We start from the raw sequence: 17005 nt of genomic DNA, 5'->3' as shown, positions 1-17005 counted from the left end.
TCATCGACTGACCGCACTCGTCGCTGTCACAGCGACGGTCCTCTGCGGCTGCGATAACACAACTGTCGGCCAGTCGCCCAAACAGCCTGAACGCTGGCCCGCGATCCTCGCGGATTCCACTTTTGTTTGGAGCGCCGAGCCTGGAATTGACCTTCTCACACAACCAATCGTGGCTGTGCGCGCGTACTCCGAGTCGCTAGTGCTCGCCGAAATCACAGGCAGCAATGACTACCTCTATCCGGGGTTCGACCACGCGGTGAAGAGTGAAAAGCCGGCGGACTACTCCCACTACAGCCTGCATCTCTGGCCCGAGCTCAGCTACCCGAAGAAAGATCCTGAAGTGGGGTCGAGCCGCCAACACGTTCTCCGAGTGGCGCAGGACGGCCAAGATGTGTCGGTGGTGATGTGCACTTGGGACTGGGGCCTTGCCGTGGAAAAGCCAAGCGGTCTGTACGCGACACTAGGATCATGGCGACCCCCGAGTGCTGACATCGGTGTCCAGCTGCTGCGTCTTGAGGCACCCGCAGGCAGCCCGGTACCCGATACACCGCCTCAGAAAGGACCGTCCCGATACGCGTTGACCGACGTATTCGGGCAGTGGCGCATCGTAGGACGCCTCTCACCCGAGTTGGGTCATTTGGCTTAGTGCCTTGATTTTTCGGTCTTCAGGGCGTTGAGGATCGTCTCGACCTCGGGGTTTATTGCTGGCGGGTAGGTGGCGATGACGCCGTTGATGTCGATGGTGGCGTTGCGCAGGGGTTTGAGGGTGCGCAGGAATCGCCGTAGCGAGAGCCCGGTTCGGGTCTGGATTTCGCGGCTGAGGGCCAGGGCGGTGAACACGATGGTGAGGTGGGCTTCGATGGCGTCGCGGGTGCGGGCAAACATGGGCCGGGCGGCGAGGTCGGATTTCGACATCCGGAAGGACTGCTCGACTCGCCACAGGTCGTGGTAGCTGGAGATGATCTCGGTGGCGGGCATGAGCGTGGTGTCGATGTTGGTGACATAGCCTTTGAGGCCGACCAGATGGCGTGCGCGCTGCAGGAGGCTTCGTCGAGGGTACGGGCCCCATTTCGGACTGTGACGAATCGTGGTGTGCGGGCTGTCTTGTCGCCGGCGACGACTGCGCGGGCCTTGTGTTCCTGCAGGTTCAGTGTCTTGGTGTCGCGGACCGCCCGTTTGGTCGAGTAGGCCCATACCGCTCGCCACGATTTCGGGTGTGTCGTCGGGTTCCAGATGGGTTCGGCTTTGAGTTTCGGGTCGCTGGTCTTGGTGGTGGTGCCGCGCTGATCGCGTGGGGTGATGGTGTCGATGATCTGGCCGTCGGTGAAAAGGTTGCCGTGCCAATGGAAGTGCGATGTCAGATCGCCCGGGGCTTTGGTGACTCTGGATCCGACGATGAATCGCAACCCGGCCTCATCAAGGTCACGCAGGTTCGTGGCCGAGAGCATGCCGGCATCGGCGACGACGACCATGTCGGTGATTGCATGCCGCTGCTGGAAGGCGGTCACGATCGGCACGATGGTCAGGGTCTCGGCCTTGTTGCCCTCAAAGCAGCCGATCTCCAGCGGGAAACCTTACCGGTCGACCAACAGCCCGACCACGATCTGCGGGTCGACGCGGCGTTCCTTGGAGTAGCCGACTTTGCGCAGGTCGTCTTCTTTGTCGGCCTCGAAGTACAGGGTGGTGACGTCGTAGAGCACCAGGCTCAGATCGCCTGTGGTGCAAGCCGTTTGGAAGCACGCGGCGGCTATCCGTTCACGGTAACCACCGGCAGAGGCGCGGCGCAGCGTCCGTTTACGTGTCGACAACGACGCCGAGGTGCGACCCATCTCGGCCAGGACTCGATCGACATCGAGGAGGCTGGTCGGTTCCACCACGCGGGCGATCACCAGATCCCGGAAAACCTCATCGTCGACCGCGTCGTCGAAGCCCGGATAGGCATACACCCCGGCCAGAGCTTCGTAGAGCAATCCGCTGCAGGACTTCAGGACGTGAGCCCGGGCCACCAGTTGCCGCGGGCCGGGCCCAGCACCAGAATCGGCGAACAGGCCCGCGGCCGGCGGCGGCACCATCTCGACCTTGACGGCTTTCGGGGTGATGCCCAGATCCAGTTCCCGCTGGGCATCATCGGTCAACAACCGGCGAGCCTGCTCGATGAGTAGTCCGAGTTCGGCGTCATCGCGGGCCGAGCCCACATGACGGACGATCCGCCGGCGACCGTCCACGAATTCAGCGATCTGCACCGCAGTGGCACCCGAGGCAGTACGCACCCGCCGAATCCACACCACCCGCCCGAGCCTACCGAGGCGAATTAGTGCCTTGCGGGCGCACTAAGCGAAACCATCACCGCAGGTCAACGACTCAGTACTTCAAGGAACAGTCCAATGTGACCCAAGTCAGGTAGGACGCCTCTCACGGTCAGCCCCCTCGGACACCCTCGGCCCCGGGACACAGTGGCCGGAGTATCACCAAGATCTCGACGCCTGCCAGGCGCTCGCCCCCGAAACCGTGGAACGCCGTGAGTACCTCACCACCGGCGAACACCCCAAATCAGACTTCCCCACCCTGCCCAGTACACCCGGCTGGCCGCTCGAAACCCAATGAACACAAACACATCCCGCGTTCTAGCTGCAGTCGTACTCACTGCTGGCCTGATCACCGGCTGCAGCCACACCACCACGTCCAGCACGCCGGTCAAATAGCCCGAGCGGTGGCCGCCCACCCTGTCGGATCTTCATTTCGTATGGACGGCGGATCCAGGCATTAACCTGTTGAACCAGCCGCTCGTCGCGCTACGCGCCTACATCGAATCCAAGGCCCTGGTGGCCGCCGGCGGCAGCCTGGACTTCCTGTACCCCGGATTCAATCGGGCCGTCGAGCCGAACGCACCCGCCAACATGGGCAACCCATATTCTGCACTAAGCCGGTACCCCGAGCCGGGCGGCGATGGCGACACTTTGGCCGGCACCGTGCTCAATCACGTTCTGCGCATTGCCGAGAACGGACGGGACGTCACCGCGATCGTCTGCAACTGGACTTACGGCGCAGCGTGGCAGCAGCCCGACGGCATGTACCGCATCCAAACTCCCAACGCCGGCGCAACGGCCGCATTGGTGATGAAGCGTATAAGCCTGCTGGCGCCCGTCGACCGCGCGGCCGATCCCCTGCCACCTCAAAAAGGACCGTCCCCTTACTCGCTGATCGACGTGTTCGGTGGATGGAAGGTTGTCGGCCTTTTGTGGGCGTTCAATACCAAGGGTTTCGACAAAGAATGGCAAGAATGGCCCGAGTTCCTCCAAGACCAATCCGCCTGCGTCGATCGAGCTCCCGTCAGCGTCGAGCGCCGTGAGTACCTGACGTCAGCCGAACGTCCGCGTTCCGACTTCCCCACCCTGCCCAGCGACCCGGGCTGGCCGGTCGAAACCCAGTAGCGCTACATCGTTTGAGCGTCGGCCTGTTCGCCGACAGCCTTCAGCTTCTGCGAATTACGTTCTTCCCTATAGCTGAACATCTTCGCGCTGGTGTCCATGCTCGCCGCCTGATGATCCAACGCCGCAGTGTGCTTACCCGCCAACGTATTCCAGTGATCGGTCAACGCCGACAGTGCTTGGGCCGAGGATCCCACCCAGCCGCTCTGCGCCCCGCTGACTGCACTCACCGACTGGCCGTGCGCCGCCGACAGCGCGGTCGACTGCTCGGCAACTTGGGAACTCCCGGCGGCCAACCCGTCGCTATCCACCTTCAGCACGTCACCCATCGCTCCAGGCTATCCCCGGCCCGCGGCGTTTTCACTTCGCTATCGGAGCTAACCCCGCGAGTCACTCAAGTCACTTCCGCCACTGACTGCGTACCCTGACATTCAACGGGCAGGAGTTCACCAGTGCGGATATCCCACGGCATCAGGGCCGGTGTGGCGGCGGCGTTGCTGGTAGCCGCGGCCGCAGGTTGCAGCACCACAACCGATGGCGCGGCCAGGTGTCCCGGCTGCGGCCCCGGCGGTGAGCCGAGCTTTCCGACCAGCAAGCCGACCGTCTCGCCGCCGACAACACCCACCCCATCGCCCACGCCGACACCGACCCAACAGCCGCCGTTTGGCGGCGGCCAGACATTGCCCCCCAGCGACACCGGTTACGTGTACATCGAAACCAAGTCCGGCCTGACCCGCTGCCAGATCAATGCCCAGGCGATCGGCTGCGAATCAGACTTCACCAATCCGCCCGTCGTCAACGGCGAACCCGCCAACGGGGTCGAGGTGACCGCGAGCGGCAGCGTGCGCTGGATCGCCGGCAATCTCGGCGACATCCCGACCACCCCGCTCGACTACGCGACCTATCACGCCGTCGGCTGGACCATCGACGCGAGCCCGGACGGGACCCGGTTCACCAACGATGGCACCAGCCACGGAATGTTCATCAGTACCGAAGGCGTCAAGGTTTTCTAAGCTGGCAGGCATGGACTTCCGTGTCTTCGTCGAACCCCAGCAGGGCGCCAGCTACACCGACCAGCTCGCGGTGGCCCAAGCCGCCGAATCACTGGGCTACTCCGCGTTTTTCCGCTCCGACCATTACGTCGCGATGAGCGGTGGCGGGCAGCCCGGGCCCACCGACTCCTGGGTGACGCTGGCCGGCATCGCGCGAGAGACCTCCACGATTCGGCTCGGCACGCTGGTCACCTCCGCGACCTTCCGCTATCCGGGGCCGCTGGCGATCTCGGTGGCGCAGGTCGACGCCATGAGCTCGGGCCGCGTCGACTTCGGGATCGGGGCGGGTTGGTTCGACGAGGAACACCTGGCCTACGCCATCCCGTTCCCGCCGCTGGGCGAGCGGTTCGACCGGCTGCACGAGCAGCTCGACATCATCACCGGCCTGTGGACCACCCCGTCCGGCCAGACCTTCGACTACGACGGCACTCACTACACCGTCAAAGACTCTCCTGCGCTACCCAAACCGGCGCAGGATCCGCATCCGCCGATCATCATCGGCGGCAGTGGCGCCAAGCGCACTCCGGCGCTGGCCGCGCAATTCGCCGACGAATACAACCTTGCCTTCCCCAGCTTCGACTTCGTCGAACCCCAGTACGGCAGGGTGCGCGCGGCGCTCCAGGCGGCCGGCCGCGACCCCGACGATTTCGTGTATTCGGCGGCATTCGTGGTGTGCGCCGGCCGGACCGACGCCGAGATCAGTCGGCGCGCCGACGCGATTTCGCGGTCGGGCGACGAGCTGCGCACCAACACTCCCCTGGTCGGCACACCCGCCGAAATCGTCGACCGCCTAGGGCCTTTCATCGACGCGGGCGTGCAGCGGGTGTACATCCAGCTGCTCGATATGGCCGACCTCGACCACATGGAATTGTTCGCCAACGAGGTGGTCCGCCAGCTGGCCTGATTGCGGAATGCTGCATCTGCCCTGGCAACGCCATTAGCATTGATAGCTATGCGCAAGGGGGACCCCACCGGGGATATCGACGAGGCTGCAGCGCCCGTCGCCTACGGGGATCCGTTCGGCCCCTATCCGGAGCAGCCGTATCCGGGATCGGCGGAGGCTCCAGCGCCCCCGAACCGGCCGTCGTCGACATCCCACGGCGACGACGAGGACCCGCCGACCGATCCGGCCTTACCCGTGGTCGCCCTTGATGACGGTTTCGACCCGTTTGCACCCGACGCGTTCTGGTTCCCGGAACGGCCCTGGTACCGCAAGAAGCAGGCAACCCTGGCGATCGGCGCCATCGGCGCTGGGGTGGGGGCGATCGTGGTGGCAGCGGTGCTGCTGGTCTCGCTGGGTTCGCGTGATTCCGGAGACTCCAAGAACACCCCGTCCGCAACGGTCACCAGTGCGCCGACCACCACCGGTTTGACCAGCTCACAAGTCCCCGAACCGCCGCCACCCCCACCTCCGCCGCCACCCCCGCCCCCGGAGCAGCCCCAGAGCACCTGGTATCCGCAGTATCCGCAGCGCAACGACGGACGTCCCAACGTGACCACGCCGCAGACCCGACCGCCGCAGATCAGCGTCCGTCCCACCCATCGCCCGGCGTTCCCCAACCAGCCCGGTGGCGGCTGACCGTTACTATCGGAACCCGTGGCACGTGACGGTTCTGATGACCCGAGCAACTACTCCGACAGCGACCCGACGCAGTACGCGAACTACGGCGGCACCGGCGGCGACGCCTACAGCGATTACACGCAGCCCGGTTACACACCGCTGACCGGTTACGGCGACGCCACACCGCCACCCCCCTGGTTCCGCAAGCCGGCGGCCCTGGTCGGCCTCGGGGTCCTGACCGCGGTCATCCTGGTTCTTCTCGTTTACGCGATCGTGAAGTTCACCGGCAGCGGTGGCTCCGCTCCGGTGACGACGACCACGACATCGCCGACGACGACGTCCACCGCGGCGGCAACGTCAGCGTCGGTCGCCCCGGAGCCGGGCGTCACGCAGACTGTGACCGAGTCTCCGGCCCCAACTTCGGAGACCCCGACCACCACCACGACGGACGCGACCACCACCACGACGACCACCCCGTCGACCACCGCGGCCCCGTCGACCAGCACGAGCACGAGCACCAGTACGAGCACCACGGTGTCCACGTCGGTGAGCACGGTGACGGAGACGGTCACCACGACCGGGGAGCGGCCGACGATCCCGAATCCGTTCCAGCGTCCTAACGGCGGTCAGTAGCGGCGTACATCGCGACCAGAGCCTCGGCGCTGCGTACCGCGGCGCGGCAGGCTCTGGTAGTGAACGGATCATTGAGCGGGTGTTCCGAGCGGCGGCGCCAGCGTTGGGCCGCGGCGAACGCGGCACGCGGCCCGTCGGCCGGCGCTTCTGGGGTCAGACCCAGCCGGCTCGCGGCATCGGTCCCGGAACCGCCGATGATGCGACGCAGGGAAACCACCTCGTCTTCGGTCAAACCGGTTGGGCGCGAACGAAGTTGACTGAGTAGCCGGAGCTCTTCGAACGCATGGGTGTCGGCCAGCAGTGGGTCGATGTCAGCGATGATGTACGGCGTCGCGGTGATCGGATACAGCTCGACGACCCGGCGCAGCGACAGCAGAGCGGTATGCGCTTTGAGTAGTTCGGCGCGCTGCGCGAACTGCTGGTCGATCACCTCACGCAGCGCAACCAGCCCACTGCGTTCCAGCAATTCGTCGGCCAGGCTAACGGAATCGGTTATCCCCAAACGCAATACAGCGATGGAGATCCGGATACCGAACATTCCGAACCGGTCCAGCAGCTGCGCCCGAGTGGGCGCGTCAACCGGCAGCGAACTGTCCTCGCGGACAAAGCGATCCACACTGAGCATCGCCTTGTTCAGTTCACCCGCGTCGACGGCCGCCAGCTTCTGCAGCGCCGCGAACTCGCTCTGGCGCAGCGTGCGGGCCGTCAGCGCCAGCAGCCCCGAGACCGGAACCACCGCCTGGCAGATGCCGGTGCGGTCCAGCTCGCTGGTGAACCGTTGCGCGACGTCCTTGGCCGACAGCATCGCATCGAGGCGTCCGGCCCCGATCTCGTCGGCCCGGGAGGCCACCCCGATCACGCCGAGCGCTCCCGAGGACCCGCCGACCAGCTCGCCGATCTGCTTGAGCAGGGCGATGTCGGCAACGTTGAGGCTGCGCAGCAGAAACACCACCGCATCGACCCTCGGCACGCCATCCTCGGGCACCAGGAGCCGCAACGTGCGTTCAGAGACGTCCCGCGACAGCGAGGACGTCCCGGGCGTGTCGATGATGGTCGCGTCGACCAGCTCGGCGGCAGGCCACTCGACGTCGAGATCCACGATGTCATTGGCGTCGAGGCGGTCGAAGTCGAAGGTCAGCCCAGCCCACCCGGCCGACCCTCGGTCGATCGGCACGTTGGAACGCCGACCACCGACGTGGTTGGCAGTGACTTTTGGAGTCGGACCGTTGCGGAACCACGTGACGATTCGGGTGGCCTCGGTGGCGTCGGTGGGTGCGATGTTCTCCCCCACCAGGGCATTGACCAGCGTGGATTTACCGGCCTTCAGAGTGCCGGCCAACGCGATGCGGATCGGCTGATTGAGCCGTCCGGCGATCCGGTCCAGCTCGTTGAACACGTCGGGCCGCTCGCGGTACGCGGGCTCTCCCTGGTAGGCGCGACGGGTGCCGCCCAGGATCGCGCGAACCTGATCGCTGGTGCTCATCGAACGACGAGTCTACGGTTCGGCGGACCCCGCGCATCGCGGCTAGGATCAGCCGCCATGCCCCAGCAGCCGACGCCGTGGTACCGCACGGCGGCCGCCACCTCAGCCGCCGGGCTGCTCGGGCTGGCCGTGATCGCGATTCTCGTCTACGCCGTCGTGACGATGTCGAGCAAGTGGAGCACCGAGGAACCCGCGACCGTCCTGCCGCCCGGCACCTACGTGCCGCAAGCCCCGCACATCGCGAACAGCTCCACATCCTCCACGTCCACGTCCTACCCGCCGGTGCGGCTGTCGACCACCGAAATCGGGGCTCCCGGCGAGACCACGACCAGCGGCACAACGTCTGGGTCGCCGAGCACGCCGACATCGGAGATCCCGCCGTCCGAACGGACGGCTCCCACGTTCCCCGGCTCGTTCCCGACTCGCGTCACGAACCCACCGGGAACGCGCAACACTCGCCCTAGCCGATAACGGTACGGGGAGAAAACTTTTCGGCGTTGTCGATGACTTGGGCGAGAATGTTGGCCTGACGCTCGAGTTCGCGGATGCGGTTGTTGCGGTCGGCCTCCTCCATCCGCGCGGCGGCGATGGTGGACTGCAGCGACTCGTTGAGCGAGCGGGTGGTCTGGTTGGCGATCCCGCGGTAGTGGTCGCGCAGCTGGCGCTGGACGTTCTTGAGCCGATCCCGGGATTCCTTGGACACGACGAACAGCACATCGTCGATGAAGCGGCGCAGGTTGGTCTTCGCTTCGTTGCGCACCCGCAGCATGCGGTTCTCCATGTCCTCCTTGTATGCCTTGCGCCCCAGCAGCAGGCCCGCCCCCAAGGACAGTGGGTTGAACATGCCAAGCCCGGCCACCGAGGTGAGCATGCCGAACATCAGCACACCGCCGTAGGAACCACGCATGCTGGTAATCGCCTTGTGGCCCTTGCCGATCGGCTTGGACTCCAGGCGTGCCATCGATTTGAGCCGCCCCACACCGGCACCCATCTCGGCCGCGCTCACCTCCGGCATGTCGACGGCGTCCAGGCCGGCTTCGACGAAGGTCTTGGCAACATCGGCCGCCAACGCCTCGGCCCGCTGATAGGCCCAGACGAAGTTGTCGCCGACCGCGTTGGCGACGGTGTCCTCCGCCTCGGCACCGATCTCGGCCCAGTGCTGGGTGGGATCGCAGTCGTCGATAACACCTTCAAGGTGCTGGGTGATGGTCCGGAACCGGGCCCGCAGATCGTGCTCGACATCGGCAGTCAGATCAGCGATCCCGTCGTTGAGCACCTGCTGCCACAGCGCGGTCTGCTGCAGGGCGTCCTGGGCTTCCAGCTTGCGGCGCTCCAGGTCCTCGGCGAGCCGGCGCGCCTCCTCCGGGTCGCCGAGAGCGGTCAGCTCGGAGTTCACCGACATACTGAGATGCTCTGCCGCCGAGCGTATTTCGGCCACCACATGATCGCGCACCCGATCACTCTCCCGGGAGAGCACCTTGTCGGAGAGGAAGGCCACGATCGCGGTGAAGTTCGACTCCTCGTTGAGCTCCTTGTCATTGAGCTCGATCGCATGGCTGCGTAGCATCGACGACGCCGGAATCAGCGGCAGGGCGAGGCCAGCGCGTTGCAGATGCGCGGTGTTGGCGGCGACGATCTCGCGCCAGAACGGGTAGAGGTCGGTTTTGGTGGCCACGATCGCACCCGTCGGGCAGATCTCATGCGCCTGGCGGATGAACCGCATCTCCGGCTCGGTGAATTCCTGACTCGTGTCGCTGATCATGAGCATCGCGTCGGCATCGGGCAGCAACCCCAGGGTCGACGACAGGTGCGGCTGGCCGTGCCCGCCGACGCCGGGTGTGTCGATGAACGTCAGTCCGCCCTTGAGCAGCGGGCTGGGCGCGCCGACATCGACGCGCAGCACCTCCCTGCCCTGCGCTTGCGGTGCCCGGCGTAGATCGTGGCGGATGTCGTCGATCGGGATCTCGATCGCTTGCGGTGGCACACCCTCACCCACGGAGACGATCAACCGGGCCGTGGGCTGTTCGGCGTAGCTGATCACGGTGACCAGTGCGGTCGTCTCATCGTCACCGACGCGGGCCACCGGCATATTCAGTAGCGAGTTGAGCAGCTGGCTCTTGCCCTGTTTGAGCTGGCCCGCGATCACCACCCGGATCTGCGGGTCGGTGATGCGTTCCTTGGCGACCGCCAGCCGTGCGACCAGGTCGCGACGGTCGTTGAGGTCGGCGATCGCGCTGGTGTGATCGATCAACTCGACGATCACGTGGACCCGGCGCGGATCCTGCGGTTGCGTCACGTGCCCTCCCAGTACTCGCGTTTAACACCGTATGCGCACGAACCGGCGGGGACCTCCAGACATCCTGGAGATCCCCGCCGCGCTTGATTGCTCAGAACCCCAGCGCGTGGTTGCCGGACGCCAGTGCCAGGTCGTGGCTGGCGTCGAGTTGGCTGTTGACCAGCGTGGTGTCGTGGCTGGCGTCCAGCGATGTGTGGCTGGTCTCGTGGGTCGAGCTGTCCACGACCGAGTGCACCGAGTTGTCGGAGTGATCGGTGACCGTGGTCTTGGCAGTGGTCGTCGCGTGGGTGTCGGTCTGGCTGTAGACCGGCGAGCTGGCGTGGTTGGCACTGTTCGTCGACGTCTGGCTGTCGATGACGGTGATCCCGCCGCCGCCGGCGGTGCCACCGTAGGCGTGACTGCCGCCGAGACCGATCAGGCTGCCGCCTGCGGACGCGCCGCCGCCGTTGCCGCCGCTGGCGTCGACGTCGTGGAAGACGGGGCCGCTGTTGTCCTTGATCACAGTGCTGCCGCCGGTGGCGATGGTGCCGCTGTCGTTGATGTGGCCATGTCCGACAGTGACATTCGATCCGGTTCCGGCCAGCACGTCGCCGTTATTGACCTCGTTGCCGTTGCCGAGTACCGCGCCGTCACCGGTGACGATGTCACCGTGGCTGTGGCCGTCGACGACCACGCCGCCGTTCGTGGCGGTGTTGGTGGTCTTGTTGCCGAAGGTGATGTCACCGAAGCCGAGGTTGAACGCACCCTGCTGGGCATTGGCGCCCGCGCTCTGGTCGGGGCTCAGCAGCGAGGTGTCGGTCTGCGGGGCGAACGTCGGCGACGGGGCGTAGACCGGCTGGAACGTCGGCTCGTAGGCCGGGGCGAACCCGTACTGGTTGGAGACCGCGCGCTGCAGGCCGAGGATCGGGTCGCCGCCGCCGAGCACCAGGCCCGGGACTGCGGTGGCTGCGACGGTCGAGACCTGGGCTGCCGACACACCGGCGAATCCGGCGTCGCGCAGGGTCTGATCCGGCGCTGAGACGAACGCGCGAGCGGCGTCCTCGTTGCGGAACAGGTCGAGGATCCAGTCGAGGAGAGTGAGCATGATCAGACCTTTCGGTGAAGGTGCTCGCCGGCTTGTCCGGCGATCTGCAGACCACGTTATGGACGCCGGCGTCAGCCGAAAACTGGGCCGCAACCCCTCTTCAGCGAGCCCCCACTAGGGCTCACTAGGGGTGCTCCTGTAGGGGATTAGGGGGATCCCTCGGGCTACCCGCAGACATCAAGAAACCCCACGTCACGGTGGACGTGGGGTGTCGTGAGGGGATCAGAAGAGCTCGAAGCCGGGGTGATCCGGAGTCGTGTGGGTGTCGTCGACGTAGGTGTGGTCCCAGGCCGTGTGGTCCGCGGCCGTGTGGTCCGCCCAGTCCGGTCCGGTGTCGGCGCCCGCGTCATGTTCGAAGCCGCTATCGGCGAACTGCGCGGCAGCGTCCGGTAGCGACGCGCCGATCAGACCCGAAATGGCACCAGGGTCGGTGCTTGCACCCGGATCCACGCCAGAGTGCTGGGCAACGTCGGCGATCACCGAGTGCGTGTCCGGTCCGGTCGCGTCGGGCAGGTGGGCGTCGAAGGCGTCGAAGGCGGCCGTCGCGGCCCCACTCGCCCACACGTTGCCGTCCCCGCCGGCTCCGGCGCTGGGGCCGAACCAGCCCGCCGAGATCGGCCCCGACAGAGAGTCGGCCACCATCGGGATCAGGTTATTGACGTCTGCGCTGGTTACGTCGGGAAGATGGGCGTCGGCGATGGCTCCCGCCGGATCGGCGGCATACCGCGCGGCGGCGTCGGGATCCCGCACGAGCGACATCACGAAGTCGAGCAACGAGTTTGCCATGGAACGTCTTCCCTCCCACCGCCGATAGTCACAGTGGAACTTCAGCTTGTGCCCAGAATGCTATCGGGCACGGCGCCCACCGTGATCGGTGTCGAACCCACCCGATACGCAGCAGCATTAGGGGGTGTGACCTTAGGGGTTCCGGCGACGTTAGGGGATTGCTGCCGGGTTTTGGCCTGGTCAGCACATAAGGTGTAGACGGCCGCCGACGCGGCGGCGAAGGGATGTGCGAATTGAGCGAATCGCTGGGGTTGTCGATCGGAGCGACCAACCTGGGGGCAGCGCGCCCGGGCCGCCAACCGGTGACCCGCCGATCGGTGCTCACGTTGTGGGCCAATCGGCCCGCCGAGGTCGGGGTCCCTTCCCAGAATCCGGAGTTGACCAGCCCGAACCTCACTGAGGCCGGCCAGGTGTTCCGCGGGTTCGTCGAGCGGGTGGGCGATCCGGTGCCACTGGTGGCCGTCGACGGTTCGCCGCATCGCAGCGATGATCTGATCGCCGAGGCGCTCGAGGCGATGATCCGCGCGGTCGAGGACGGGTCACCGCCGTCCCGCCTGGTGATCGCGGTCCCGGCGTACTGGGGCCCGGCAGCGGTCGGAGCGCTGCGCGGAGCCCTGCGCACTCGACCCACCTTGTCCCCCAACGGCGTTCCGCCGACGCTGATCTCGGATGCGACGGCCGCTCTGGCCGCGCTGCAGGCCGACCCGGGACTGCCCGATCGAGGCGTGATCGCCCTGTGCGATTTCGGCGGCAGCGGCGCCAACATCACCCTCGCCGACGCCGGCACCAATTTCCAGCAGATCGGCGAGACCGTGCGGTTCGCGGAGTTCTCCGGCGATCTGATCGACCAGGCACTGCTGACGCAGGTGCTCGCGGGTATCCGCGATGCCGCCAACCTCGATCCGGCCAGCACCAACGCGGTCGGGCCCCTCACCCGGCTGCGTGACGAATGCCGGCAGGCCAAGGAACGCCTGTCCTCGGAGACCGCGACGGTGGTGCCGGTCGAGCTGCCCGGCTTCCGCTCCGACGTCCGGTTCACCCGAACGGAATTGGAAGCCCTGATCGCCGAGCCGCTCGCGGGATTCCTCGATGCGCTCGGAGATGCGCTGGAGCGCAACAGGATCCCGGCGGTCAATCTGGCCGCGGTTGCCACCGTCGGCGGTGGCGCGGCGATACCGCTTCTCACTCAACAGCTTTCCGAGGAACTGCGCGTTCCAGTGATCAGCACGCCACTGGCGGGGCTCAACGCGGCCATCGGCTCCGCGGTGATCGCCGTGCGCGGCGACGCGCCGGATGCTCCGACCGGTATGGCCGTCGCAGCTGCCGACGCACCGACCGGACTGGCCCCGGCGGCGTGGGCTGCGGGGACCGCCGGAGCTGCCGCCACGGAGTCGGCGACCGATGGCTCGCCGTCGGCGACATTCCGCGCGCTGGCATGGTCGCAGGACGATGAGCCAAGCTCGGAGCCGGTGCCATATTCGGGTGAGGACTACACGTTCGACTACGCGCAGCAGGCGCAGGGTGTCACCGGCCAGCGGCCGATGATCGAGTTCGAGCAGCCCGACGCCGAGACCACGGTGGTCGACGCACCGGTGCCGTGGTACCGGCGCCCACCGCTGCTGTTCGGTATCGCCGCGGCGCTTGCCTCGGTGGCTGTCGGTGGGCTGGCGATCACGCTGACCAGTTCCGACAGCACGCCCACCACGACGACCACCCGAGTGACCAAGCCCGGCGAGCAACCCGCCGACACCCCCGCCACCAGTGTCGTTCCGCCGCAGACGGTTACGGTCACCGGCTCGGATGGAAATCCGACGGAGTCGACGATCCCGGCGACCACCACCGTGATCCCGACGACCACCACGACCACCCCCAGCACGACGACAACGACCACCTCGCCGACGACTACTACAACAACCACCACCACCACGACCACTACGACGACGCCGCCCACGACGACGACAACGACCACGCAGCCGCCGACCACCACCACACAACCCCCGACGACCACCACACAACCGCCCACCACGACGGTTGCCCCGCCGACCACCACCGTCGCGCCACCGACGACCACCGTCGCGCCGCCGACGCGCGCGATCATCACCGGCGTGACGCCACCCCCGACCAGCTAACCGTTAGTGGCCGATCCGATTCCAGTGCACAGCCTTTCACCGACCTTCATCGAGGCGGTCAGCGCACTGGGGTCGGCACCGGTCAAGCTGCTGGTGACCGGTGGTATCGGCACCGGCAAGAGCACGCTTCTCGTTGCAGCTCGAGACACTCTGCGGGACAAGGGTTCTACCATTCTGACTCGGGTGCCCGCTCCCGGTGATCCCGCGGACGCGGCCGTGGTGGTCGACGACGCCCACCTCCTGACCGGCGCGGAAATCCGCCAACTGACCGAGCTCGCGGGTGATCCGTCGTCGACCGTCGTCGTTGCGGTACAGCCGCGCGATCACGACGGAGAACTGCAAGCCCTGATCACCACGATCGAGCGGCAGCAACCGCGAATCACGCTGGCGCCGATACCGGCTGGCGAATTGTCCCGAACGATGACCGATCCATCCGGGCATCCGCCTCGCACCGAGTTGGTCACCAATATCCTCGTCGCGACGGCGGGTATCCCCTTTCTGGTCGATGCCGCGCTGGGGTCTACTCGCCCGTATGCGGCGGGTTCGATCGCGCAGGCCGCGGTGTTCGCCCTGATCGACCGGTTGCGCCGCCTCGGCGAACCAGAACTCGACGCGCTGCTGATCGCGTCGCTCAGCCGTGATCTGGGTTCTGCTGATCTAGCTGCCGCACTGGATGTTCCGGCCGATGAGGCTAGGTTGCTTATCGATCGCGCCCGAGCCACCGGACTGGTCGAGGCCGCGCACAGCCCGCACTTCCTGCGTTCGGTGCACCGCGCGACAGCTCAAATCCTGGGCAACGCTCGCCATCACGACATCGAGACAGCGCTGTTGCGCTCCCAGATCGCGATGTCCACGCTCTCGCCGGATCTCGCCCTGGGGCTGGCCGAACACGGTGTACGCGACGACCAGCTGGCCGACGTGTTGCGCCGGCAAGCCGCCGCCGGGCGCAGCGATCCGGCCTCAGCCGCCCAGCTCTACCGAGCCGCGGTCGACGCCGGTGCGGTGGAACTGCTTGCGCAACTGGCAGATTCGCTGGCCCTGGCCGGCGAGTGCTCGGATGCCGCCAGCGAGGCTGACGATCTGCTGGCCTCCGAGGACCCCGCCGAGCGGGCCGCGGCGGTGCGGGTGGCCGCCAGCATGGCCATGCACAACGGCAACTCCGCACAGGCCGCCGACTTGTTCGGCTGGCTGGGGCCCTACCCCGACGCGCCTGTCAGCGCCGCCGCCGCGATCGTGCTGACCGCTACCGGCGATGCCACCGCGGCCGAGCGCGCGCTGGCCGTGGACAGCGCCGGCCCGCCGACCGCGGCATCCCGCGCCGCGCGCAGCCTGGCCGAAGGGCTGCTGTCGACACTGCATGCGCCGTACTCGACCGCGGCGGTCAGACTCGGTGCGGCCATGGCCGCGGAGTACTCGGCGGCGCAGGTGCTGCCGGACAGTCCGGCGGCCTTGGTCACGCTGGCGGCGTTGCACGGTGGCGATCCTGTCCGTGCGCGCAGCGTCATCGCCAGGGCGGTGCGTACCGACCGGGACAGCGAGGACGCGCTGTTCGGCCACCGGCACCGGCTGCTGCTGGCCTGGACGAGGATGCAGGACGGTCAGCTGGCCGCGGCGGCATCGGATATCACCGGCATCGACGGCGCCTACCGGCGCGACGCGCTGTGGTCGGCCGCGTTGCGCACCGCGCTGGCTCGTCGCGGCGGGGATGCCGGCGCTCTGCACAAGCATTGGTATGCGGCCATGGAGGTGCTGGTCGAATACTCCGTCGACCTGTTCTCGCTGTTGCCGCTCGGGGAGCTGTGGGTGGCGGCGGCACGCATCGGCCAGCAGGACAGGCTGGCACCCGCGCTCGATCAGGCTTTCGGGCTACTCGATTCGCTGGGCAATCCGCCCACTTGGTCGGTGCCGCTGCGCTGGGCGGGGGTGCACGCCGGGATCCTGGCCAACGATCCCGCGGCCGTGGCACCACATGGCCAGGCCCTGACCGCCGCCGCCGCGCACAGCCCGTTCGCCAAGGCGCTGGCTGTCGCCGGACGCACCTGGCTGCGGGTGTTGGCCGGGCAGGTCGAGCCCGACGAGGTCGGGACCGCCGCGCGGGGGCTGGCCCAATTCGGCCTCACCGCCGACGCCACCCGCCTGGCCGGGCAGGCGGCACTGCAAACCTCCGAGCCCAAGGTGTCCGGGCTGATGCTTCAGGTCGCGCGCGACCTGAAGCTGTCGGTCGGCGGTAGCACGGGCGACGACGCACAGCCCCCGACATCCGAGCCGGGAGGTCCGGTGGCGGCCGGCGCCCGGCAGATGTCTTCGCCGCTGTCCGACCGTGAGCGCGAGGTGGCCGAGCTCCTGTTGCTGGGCATGCCGTACCGCGACATCGGCGCGCAGTTGTTTATCTCGGCCAAGACCGTCGAGCATCACGTCGCGCGTATTCGGCGGCGGCTCGGGGCGGAATCCCGATCGGAAATGCTGTCGATGGTGCGGGCCATTTTGGCACCGGAGAGCTGAGACCCCGGCCACATCGCCACCGAGTTAGGCCAGCCTTTGTAGCGGCGCTAA

Annotated in this window: 16 protein-coding genes; 9 read left to right on the top strand and 7 right to left on the bottom strand. The window is 67.1% G+C overall.

Annotation, left to right across the window (positions count from 1 at the left end):
* The first annotated feature begins 169 nt into the window (after window positions 1-169).
* Window positions 170-646: a hypothetical protein gene (locus G6N13_RS10170; protein WP_163696714.1), complete on the top strand. Its 477-nt coding sequence runs from the start codon at window positions 170-172 to the stop codon at window positions 644-646.
* On the opposite strand, the gene G6N13_RS10165 is transcribed toward G6N13_RS10170, so the two are convergent.
* Both G6N13_RS10165 and G6N13_RS10160 read right to left on the bottom strand, forming a co-directional pair.
* The gene (locus G6N13_RS10165) at window positions 643-1194 is read right to left on the bottom strand and encodes an IS1634 family transposase (protein ID WP_235678059.1); all 552 of its coding nucleotides are present in this window, start codon (window positions 1192-1194) and stop codon (window positions 643-645) included. The genes G6N13_RS10170 and G6N13_RS10165 overlap by 4 nt on opposite strands.
* Before the next feature lie 380 nt (window positions 1195-1574).
* Complete coding sequence (locus tag G6N13_RS10160; protein WP_163696709.1) at window positions 1575-2288, bottom strand: IS1634 family transposase; 714 nt, start codon at window positions 2286-2288, stop codon at window positions 1575-1577.
* 483 nt (window positions 2289-2771) lie between these two features.
* On the opposite strand from G6N13_RS10160, the gene G6N13_RS10155 reads away from it, so the two are divergent.
* On the top strand, window positions 2772-3431 hold the full coding sequence (locus G6N13_RS10155; RefSeq protein WP_163696707.1) for a hypothetical protein: 660 nt from the start codon (window positions 2772-2774) through the stop codon (window positions 3429-3431).
* Window positions 3432-3433: 2 nt separating this feature from the next.
* On the opposite strand, the gene G6N13_RS10150 is transcribed toward G6N13_RS10155, so the two are convergent.
* On the bottom strand, window positions 3434-3757 hold the full coding sequence (locus tag G6N13_RS10150; RefSeq protein ID WP_163696705.1) for a WXG100 family type VII secretion target: 324 nt from the start codon (window positions 3755-3757) through the stop codon (window positions 3434-3436).
* A 123-nt stretch (window positions 3758-3880) separates the two neighbouring features.
* On the opposite strand from G6N13_RS10150, the gene G6N13_RS10145 reads away from it, so the two are divergent.
* The 4 genes from G6N13_RS10145 to G6N13_RS10130 are packed head-to-tail and all read left to right on the top strand — an operon-like array spanning window position 3881 to window position 6674.
* Window positions 3881-4441: a hypothetical protein gene (locus G6N13_RS10145; RefSeq protein WP_163696703.1), complete on the top strand. Its 561-nt coding sequence runs from the start codon at window positions 3881-3883 to the stop codon at window positions 4439-4441.
* Between the two features lie 10 nt (window positions 4442-4451).
* Window positions 4452-5384 (top strand): LLM class F420-dependent oxidoreductase, encoded by a 933-nt coding sequence (locus G6N13_RS10140; RefSeq protein ID WP_163696701.1) that lies wholly within the window; start codon window positions 4452-4454, stop codon window positions 5382-5384.
* A gap of 48 nt (window positions 5385-5432) precedes the next feature.
* Entirely contained in the window at window positions 5433-6059 is a 627-nt protein-coding gene (locus G6N13_RS10135) for a hypothetical protein (protein ID WP_163696699.1), read from the top strand.
* 18 nt (window positions 6060-6077) lie between these two features.
* Window positions 6078-6674: a hypothetical protein gene (locus G6N13_RS10130; RefSeq protein WP_163696697.1), complete on the top strand. Its 597-nt coding sequence runs from the start codon at window positions 6078-6080 to the stop codon at window positions 6672-6674.
* On the opposite strand, the gene G6N13_RS10125 is transcribed toward G6N13_RS10130, so the two are convergent.
* Window positions 6658-8157: a dynamin family protein gene (locus G6N13_RS10125; RefSeq protein WP_163696695.1), complete on the bottom strand. Its 1500-nt coding sequence runs from the start codon at window positions 8155-8157 to the stop codon at window positions 6658-6660. The genes G6N13_RS10130 and G6N13_RS10125 overlap by 17 nt on opposite strands.
* Before the next feature lie 57 nt (window positions 8158-8214).
* On the opposite strand from G6N13_RS10125, the gene G6N13_RS10120 reads away from it, so the two are divergent.
* Complete coding sequence (locus tag G6N13_RS10120) at window positions 8215-8628, top strand: hypothetical protein (protein WP_163696693.1); 414 nt, start codon at window positions 8215-8217, stop codon at window positions 8626-8628.
* Here G6N13_RS10120 and G6N13_RS10115 read toward each other — a convergent pair.
* The 3 genes from G6N13_RS10115 to G6N13_RS10105 form a co-directional block, all read right to left on the bottom strand.
* Window positions 8618-10453: a dynamin family protein gene (locus G6N13_RS10115; protein ID WP_163696691.1), complete on the bottom strand. Its 1836-nt coding sequence runs from the start codon at window positions 10451-10453 to the stop codon at window positions 8618-8620. The two genes, G6N13_RS10120 and G6N13_RS10115, sit on opposite strands and share 11 nt — an antisense overlap.
* A gap of 91 nt (window positions 10454-10544) precedes the next feature.
* Window positions 10545-11537, bottom strand: a complete 993-nt coding sequence (locus G6N13_RS10110) for an IniB N-terminal domain-containing protein (RefSeq protein ID WP_163696689.1) — start codon at window positions 11535-11537, stop codon at window positions 10545-10547.
* 222 nt (window positions 11538-11759) lie between these two features.
* Entirely contained in the window at window positions 11760-12323 is a 564-nt protein-coding gene (locus tag G6N13_RS10105) for an Rv0340 family IniB-related protein (protein ID WP_163696687.1), read from the bottom strand.
* Window positions 12324-12556: 233 nt separating this feature from the next.
* Here G6N13_RS10105 and G6N13_RS10100 point away from each other — a divergent pair, with 233 nt between their 5' ends.
* Both G6N13_RS10100 and iniR read left to right on the top strand, forming a co-directional pair.
* Window positions 12557-14452, top strand: a complete 1896-nt coding sequence (locus G6N13_RS10100; protein ID WP_163696685.1) for an Hsp70 family protein — start codon at window positions 12557-12559, stop codon at window positions 14450-14452.
* 6 nt (window positions 14453-14458) lie between these two features.
* Window positions 14459-16954 (top strand): isoniazid response ATPase/transcriptional regulator IniR, encoded by a 2496-nt coding sequence (gene iniR / locus G6N13_RS10095; protein WP_163696683.1) that lies wholly within the window; start codon window positions 14459-14461, stop codon window positions 16952-16954.
* Window positions 16955-17005 lie beyond the last annotated feature (51 nt).

Source organism: Mycolicibacterium sarraceniae (genome assembly GCF_010731875.1).
Taxonomy (GTDB): domain Bacteria; phylum Actinomycetota; class Actinomycetes; order Mycobacteriales; family Mycobacteriaceae; genus Mycobacterium; species Mycobacterium sarraceniae.
Note: the sequence above shows the minus strand (reverse complement) of the source record. Positions and strands in the feature narration are given on the sequence as shown.